Raw genomic sequence first — 6,591 nt, 5'->3', positions numbered from 1 at the left:
AGTTTTCTGCCTCTCCATAAGCCACTAATAATGCGAACAAAGCCCGTTGTTGGCTTTTTTTGTGATGAGTTTTGCTGGCGACGTCTTACCATAGATTTTTTGACCGCTAATAAAGTGATACTATATCTAATCGCCCAAGCAATGAGCTTGGAGTTTGGATACAGCCCAGAATATTCAAGATGACAGAGTGTAACACTAATAAGATTAGAATTACCTAATCGGAAAGTTTTCAGAACTTTGTCATTAGCCTTTTTTAGACAGATAATAATCTTGTCAAAAAAGAGTCATTAATAGATAAAAGAACAATCTAGGATAGCCCCAGATGACGGAAAAAAAGAAGCGCGGATTACTTTCGTGGCTAGGTTTTGGTGACGAAGAACAAAGCCCAAAACCAAAAACTGAAGAAACAGTAAAAGAAGAAGCAGTGGAAGCGCCTTCTGAAGAGCAGCAAACCGAAGCGGTTGCTGAGCAAGCGGAAGCAACGCCAGAACTTGAAGAAGAAGAGAAACAATCAGAGGCTGCCCCAGCAGAAGCAGAAGCAGAAGCAGAAGCAGAAGCAGAAGCAGAAGCAGAAGCAGAGGAGCCAGAAGTCGTATCGGCCGCGCCTCGTATTCAAGAACAAGAAAAGCCAACAGAAAGCTTTTTTGCTCGTCTGAAACGCAGCCTAAGCCGAACAAAAGCAAATATTGGTGCTGGCTTCTTCGGTCTGTTCAGCGGTAAGAAAATCGATGAAGACTTATTTGAAGAGCTAGAAGAGCAACTGCTTATTGCTGATGTGGGCATGAATACCACAATAAAAATCATCAACAACCTGACAGAAAAAGCCACACGTGGCGATCTGAAAGACGGCGAAGCCCTTTATGGTTTGTTGAAAGAAGAAATGGCTGAGATTCTTTCTAAAGTCGAACAGCCACTAGAAATCGATAGCAACAAAACGCCTTACGTCATCTTGATGGTGGGTGTAAATGGCGTGGGTAAAACCACGACCATCGGTAAGCTAGCGAAGCAGTTCCAAACTCAAGGCAAAAAAGTGATGCTTGCAGCGGGCGATACTTTCCGTGCCGCAGCGGTTGAGCAGCTACAAGTGTGGGGTGAACGTAATAATGTTCCTGTGATTGCTCAACATACTGGCGCAGACAGTGCCTCTGTTATCTATGATGCGATTGAAGCGGCAAAAGCACGTGGTGTGGATGTGGTGATTGCTGATACAGCAGGTCGTCTACAGAACAAAGCGAACCTAATGGAAGAGCTGCGTAAGATTGTACGTGTGATGAAGAAAATTGATGACTCTGCACCACATGAGATCATGCTAACGCTTGACGCAGGTACAGGACAAAATGCCATTAGCCAAGCGAAACTTTTCAGTGATGTTGCCCCTCTAACCGGGATTACTTTGACTAAGCTGGATGGTACAGCCAAGGGCGGCGTAATTTTCGCTATTGCTGATCAGTTCGGTATTCCAATTCGTTACATTGGTGTGGGTGAAGGTATCGAAGACTTGCGTCCATTTGAAACTCAAGAGTTTATTGACGCACTGTTTAGTCGTGAAGAATAAAAAGAGTTAGAGGAAATCAACGGTGATCAAATTTCAGCAAGTAAGCAAAGCTTACCGAGGTGGTCGACAAGCACTGCAAAAAGTCGATTTTCACCTGAGGCGCGGTGAAATGGCGTTTTTAGGCGGACATTCCGGGGCTGGTAAAAGTACCTTGCTGAAATTGATCTGCGCGATAGAGCGACCAACCGATGGCAAAATCCATTTTAATGGCCACGACATCACGCGTATTCCAGGCAAAGACATCCCTTTTTTGCGCCGCAATATTGGGATTGTTTTTCAAGATCATCGCCTATTGATGGATCGCAGTGTGTACGACAATGTCGCTCTGCCAATGCGTATCGAATCGATTTCTGAAAACGAAATCAAACGACGTGTTTCTGCGGCGTTAGATAAAACGGGCTTACTCGATAAAGCTCGTTGTCTACCTAGTCAACTTTCTGGTGGTGAGCAACAGCGCGTCGGTATTGCCCGTGCTGTGGTTAATCGACCAACGTTGCTGGTGGCTGATGAGCCTACGGGTAACCTTGACCCAGAATTATCCAACCGTGTGTTGCGTCTATTCGAAGAATTTAACCGTGCGGGCGTGACAATCTTACTTGCCACGCACGATGTGGGGTTAGTAAACACTCGCCCACAGTATCGTCATTTTGAATTGAACCAAGGCTTCCTAAGTGAGGTAGAAGACTATGGCAGGTAACAAGCACTCCCAAAAGAAGGGGAAAGGCCGCAGTGCCAAGCGTGCGAATACCGATGGTTTTTTCTCTGTCCACGCAAAACAAGCTAAATCCTCTTTTAGCGCCTTATGGCAACGACCACTAGGCAACATTCTGACCCTAGCGGTCATCTCCATGGCACTTGCCATGCCAGCTTGTTTGTATCTATTGGGGAAAAACGTTGCGGGGGCAGCGGAAGATGTCGCTTCTCCTTCACAAGTTAGTGCTTACTTAGTTGAAGGCATGCCGGATGCACGAGTGATGGTTCTCAAAGATCAAATTGAAACTTGGCCTTTGGTAAAAGAGGTAGAATATATTTCACCGCAACAAGGTCTATCTGATTTAAGCCAATATGCAGGGTTCGACCAAGCTATCAGCCTTTTAAGTGGCTATGCGCTACCTGGTGTGTTGGTGATTACGCCAGATTCGGAGCTAAAAAGTGATATTCAGTCATTAGCCAAAGACGTTCGAGAGCAACAAGATGTGACCGACGTGAGACTTGACGAAGACTGGCTGGCGCGTCTTGATGCCATCAAAACTCTCGCGAGTATTATTGTCATTACCCTGACAGTACTGATGCTCGGTGCGGTATTTTTAATCGTTGGCAATACATTGCGATTTAATGTGCTGGCGAATAAAGAAGAGATTCAAACCATGAAACTGATCGGTGCGACGGACAGTTTCATTCTGCGCCCTTACTTGTACACAGGTATGTGGTTTGGCGTGTTAGGTGCCACTATTGCGTGGTTGGTAACGGCTTTAGTGACCATTGTCATGAATAGTGCGGTGGAAGACCTTGCTGCGTTGTACGATAGCCAGTTCCGCCTGATTGGTCTAAGTTGGGATGAATCTTTGTTACTAATCATCATTGGGAGTCTTTTGGGATGTATTGCGGCGCGCTTTTCTGCGCAACGACATTTAAAAGAAATTGAACCAGTTTAAGTGATGGCGGTCTTATTACTTGGATTTCATTAGCACTAGCTAATTTTGAACCCTTGCTTAGACCAAATGTTTATGGATAATTGCTTCCCCTTCTTGAAACTTGTTCATTTTGAGTTCAAGATATCGAAGCTAAATTGCAATGTAATGCTCCAGATCAGAGATTGATGAGGAATTGAATGACAAAAGAAGCGTATCCGATGGCTCTAGTCACGCAAGATAGCCTTGATAGCTATATTCGCTCAGTAAACAGCTACCCAATGCTGACTGCAGACGAAGAGCGTGAGCTGGCAGAACGATTACACTATAAAGGTGAGATTGAGGCTGCAAAAGGTCTAATTCTTTCGCACCTACGATTCGTTGTTCACGTTGCTCGTGGTTACTCTGGCTACGGTTTGCCAATGGCGGATCTTGTGCAAGAGGGTAACATCGGTCTAATGAAAGCCGTTAAGCGTTTTAACCCAGAAGTAGGGGTTCGCTTGGTTTCTTTCGCTGTCCACTGGATCAAAGCAGAGATCCACGAATACGTGCTACGTAACTGGCGTATCGTGAAAATTGCGACCACTAAAGCGCAACGTAAATTGTTCTTCAACCTGCGTAAGTCGAAAAAGCGCTTGGGTTGGTTTAACAACGGTGAAGTGGAAACCGTTGCGCGCGAGTTAGGTGTTGAGCCTTCTGAAGTTCGCGAGATGGAATCACGCTTAGCGGCGGTGGATTCAACCTTTGATATGCCAACTGATGAAGACGACAGCTCAAACGCTTACACAGCGCCGATGCTATACCTAGAAGACAAATCGTCTGATGTGGCCGACAACATTGAAGCCGCCAACTGGGAAATGCATACCAACAATCGCTTGGGTCATGCATTAGCGAGTTTGGATGAGCGTAGTCAGCGCATCGTGCGTTCTCGTTGGTTAGATGATGAGAAAGCAACATTGCAAGACTTAGCTGATGAGTTCGGTGTTTCTGCCGAGCGTATTCGCCAGCTAGAAAAAAATGCAATGAAGAAACTAAAATTGGCTGTGGGGGAATTTTAATTTCCACTGCTAATTGAAAGTAAGATTTTCATAGAAAGCCGAGATCATGTGATCTCGGCTTTTTTATTGTCGATCGAAAATCGATAGCGTTTGCGATCCGGATTTTATGTGCTACCTGTGCATAACTCTGTGAAGTAATTATTTATCAACTGTTCGAAACCCGGACAAAATAAGGGATTCAAGCACTTTTCCATCTGGGGATAGTTATAGATATACACACAGTTAGAACAGGATCATCACTACATATTGTGGATCAAAAGATCCAAATACACTTTATCAACGCAATTCACAGCTTTATCCACAAATGGTTGGAATGTGTACACTTTTGAAAAGCCTGATTATCCATGTGTCTAAGTTTGCCGTTGGATAGGTTACAATAGCGGCAGTATACCCAAGCAGCTTCAAATATGGATTTTATGCTGTACCACGGGTGCTGATTAGTACGTTAGGTTCGAGGTTGCTTGGGTATATTAATAAGACAATGAGAAAGTAAATGGATCAGTTTAAGCATATCGATGTACAAGGTGCGCAAGCGCTGCTCGAGCAGGGTGATGCGAAGCTTGTAGATATCCGTGACCCTCAATCGTTTGCCGTTGCGCATGCGGAGTCCGCGTATCACTTAACTAACGATACGATCGTTGCGTTTATGGATGAAGTGGAGTTCGAACAACCTATTCTAGTGATGTGTTACCACGGTATTAGTAGCCAAGGTGCGGCGCAATATTTAGTTAACCAAGGCTTTGAACAGGTGTACAGTGTAGATGGTGGCTTTGAAGCCTGGCATCGAGCAGAACTACCGATAGTGAGAAGTTAATGAAGAGATTGGTAACGTTAAATAATCCACGTATGGCGCAAGCCTTTATTGATTATATGGCCTCTCGCCAAATTGACATCGAAATGATGCCTGAAGGGGATGGGCAATTTGCGCTGTGGCTGACTGATAGCCAGCATGAAATAGAAGCGGAAGCCGAACTTAAGCTGTTCCTTGCTAACCCGTCTGATTCAAAATACAGCGCCGCCTCGTGGGACGTTGCCGATACTCGTAAGAGTACATTTCATTATTCCAGCCCGAGTATCATAAGCATGGTCAAAGCGAAAGCTGGCCCCATGACTTTGCTGATCATGACAGTCTGTATCATCATCTACTTGTTACAAATGTTTGGCTTTGGCAATGGCGTGTTTAAGTTGTTGCACTTCCCGGCTTTTGAGGGGCAACAATGGCAAGTGTGGCGATGGCTAAGTCATGCGTTACTGCACTTTTCAGTAACTCACATCGTGTTTAACTTACTATGGTGGTGGCAGTTGGGTGGCGACATCGAACGTCGTCTCGGTTCCGGTAAGCTATTGCAACTCTTTGTGGTGTCGGCAGCGCTTTCAGGAGCAGGCCAGTTCTATGTTGAAGGGGCTAACTTCGGCGGCTTGTCTGGCGTGGTCTATGCACTGCTTGGTTATTTGTGGATATTGGGTTACCGCTTGCCACATTTAGGCCTTACGCTACCCAAGCCAATTATCGTCTTTATGTTGGTATGGTTAGTTCTTGGTTTTGTGCAGCCATTTATGGCGATTGCAAACACCGCTCACTTAGTTGGGCTACTGTCGGGGATGGCGATTGCGCTGTTTGATTCAGGCAAGATGAAATACCAACAGCAAGCCTAAAGCAGATGAAATGAAAAGACCGCTCAAGAGCGGTCTTTTTTTATGTTCAAAACGGATTTGGGTTTATTGATAAAGGTATTTTGTAAACAACAAATCGGCAATGATGGTTTTACCTGTTTCAGGCAAAAGCGTTTCGTTGAGGGTCGTCACTAAGGTTTTGCGCAGATCTTCTCGGCCAGACAGGGACTTAATCGTATCTTCTGTTTGCTTACCCAATAATTCAATCACTGCATCGCGAATCAAAGGTTGGTGATGCTCAACAACTGATAAATCTTGTTGACTCATTACCATGATGTCGATGCGCACTTGCACATAACCTAACTTTTTGCCTTTGGTGTAAAAGTTAGTAGTGAGGTCAGGCTCTAGGGTAAAGTATGCCAACTTAGGTCCAGCTTCTTCCGTTTCAGCCCAACTTGGTGCGGCGAGTAGTATGGTTAACGCAAAAATAATTTGGGCTATATAACGTTTGTACATATTTCTAACTTTTCTTTCTCTGGATCGCGATATTCGAATCGCTTCAGTCTTGATACAATGGGCCGTCTATAACAAATAACGGAACTTACGGTTACATACATTACTATGGACGGTAAGTTGTTGCTTTATTGTACGCATAAAGCCTCCAATTGAATACTAGTATGAATCAGCCAACATCACTCTATCTTGCTTCTTTATTGGAAGTAGAGTGGCAAAA

General features: G+C 44.7%; 7 protein-coding genes and 1 pseudogene. 6 read left to right on the top strand and 2 right to left on the bottom strand.

Going from position 1 to position 6,591, the window contains the following annotated elements; genetic code table 11:
• Positions 1-164 (bottom strand): annotated as a pseudogene (locus R7Q47_RS22995) (16S rRNA (guanine(966)-N(2))-methyltransferase RsmD); the annotation flags it as partial.
• 158 nt (positions 165-322) lie between these two features.
• On the opposite strand from R7Q47_RS22995, the gene ftsY reads away from it, so the two are divergent.
• From ftsY to glpG, 6 genes are all read left to right on the top strand, one after another.
• On the top strand, positions 323-1,555 hold the full coding sequence (gene ftsY / locus R7Q47_RS22990; RefSeq protein WP_318089393.1) for a signal recognition particle-docking protein FtsY: 1,233 nt from the start codon (positions 323-325) through the stop codon (positions 1,553-1,555).
• A 22-nt stretch (positions 1,556-1,577) separates the two neighbouring features.
• Positions 1,578-2,252, top strand: a complete 675-nt coding sequence (gene ftsE, locus R7Q47_RS22985; protein WP_005378697.1) for a cell division ATP-binding protein FtsE — start codon at positions 1,578-1,580, stop codon at positions 2,250-2,252.
• Positions 2,242-3,210, top strand: a complete 969-nt coding sequence (gene ftsX, locus R7Q47_RS22980) for a permease-like cell division protein FtsX (RefSeq protein ID WP_005378695.1) — start codon at positions 2,242-2,244, stop codon at positions 3,208-3,210. Before ftsE ends, ftsX begins: the two co-directional genes overlap by 11 nt.
• A 176-nt stretch (positions 3,211-3,386) precedes the next feature.
• Positions 3,387-4,244, top strand: a complete 858-nt coding sequence (gene rpoH / locus R7Q47_RS22975) for an RNA polymerase sigma factor RpoH (protein WP_005378693.1) — start codon at positions 3,387-3,389, stop codon at positions 4,242-4,244.
• Positions 4,245-4,737: 493 nt separating this feature from the next.
• Positions 4,738-5,058 (top strand): thiosulfate sulfurtransferase GlpE, encoded by a 321-nt coding sequence (gene glpE, locus R7Q47_RS22970; RefSeq protein WP_005378691.1) that lies wholly within the window; start codon positions 4,738-4,740, stop codon positions 5,056-5,058.
• Complete coding sequence (gene glpG, locus R7Q47_RS22965; RefSeq protein ID WP_031781355.1) at positions 5,058-5,900, top strand: rhomboid family intramembrane serine protease GlpG; 843 nt, start codon at positions 5,058-5,060, stop codon at positions 5,898-5,900. The genes glpE and glpG overlap by 1 nt, the downstream gene beginning before the upstream one ends.
• Before the next feature lie 63 nt (positions 5,901-5,963).
• Here glpG and R7Q47_RS22960 read toward each other — a convergent pair whose 3' ends face one another.
• Positions 5,964-6,374 carry a flagellar basal body-associated protein FliL gene (locus R7Q47_RS22960; RefSeq protein ID WP_137282440.1) on the bottom strand — a complete coding sequence of 137 codons (411 nt, stop codon included), beginning with the start codon at positions 6,372-6,374 and terminating at the stop codon, positions 5,964-5,966.
• Positions 6,375-6,591 lie beyond the last annotated feature (217 nt).

It is taken from the genome of Vibrio sp. Vb0349 (genome assembly GCF_033338975.1).
The sequence above is the reverse complement of the archived record's forward strand: the minus strand, read 5'-3'. Positions and strand labels throughout refer to the sequence as shown.

Bases quoted from the DNA above. Each gene is read 5' to 3' on its own strand.
- ftsY (WP_318089393.1), top strand. From the start codon at position 323: ATGACGGAAAAAAAGAAGCGCGGATTACTTTCGTGGCTAGGTTTTGGT.
- ftsX (WP_005378695.1), top strand. From the start codon at position 2,242: ATGGCAGGTAACAAGCACTCCCAAAAGAAGGGGAAAGGCCGCAGTGCC.
- rpoH (WP_005378693.1), top strand. From the start codon at position 3,387: ATGACAAAAGAAGCGTATCCGATGGCTCTAGTCACGCAAGATAGCCTT.
- glpE (WP_005378691.1), top strand. From the start codon at position 4,738: ATGGATCAGTTTAAGCATATCGATGTACAAGGTGCGCAAGCGCTGCTC.
- glpG (WP_031781355.1), top strand. From the start codon at position 5,058: ATGAAGAGATTGGTAACGTTAAATAATCCACGTATGGCGCAAGCCTTT.
- R7Q47_RS22960 (WP_137282440.1), bottom strand. From the start codon at position 6,374: ATGTACAAACGTTATATAGCCCAAATTATTTTTGCGTTAACCATACTA.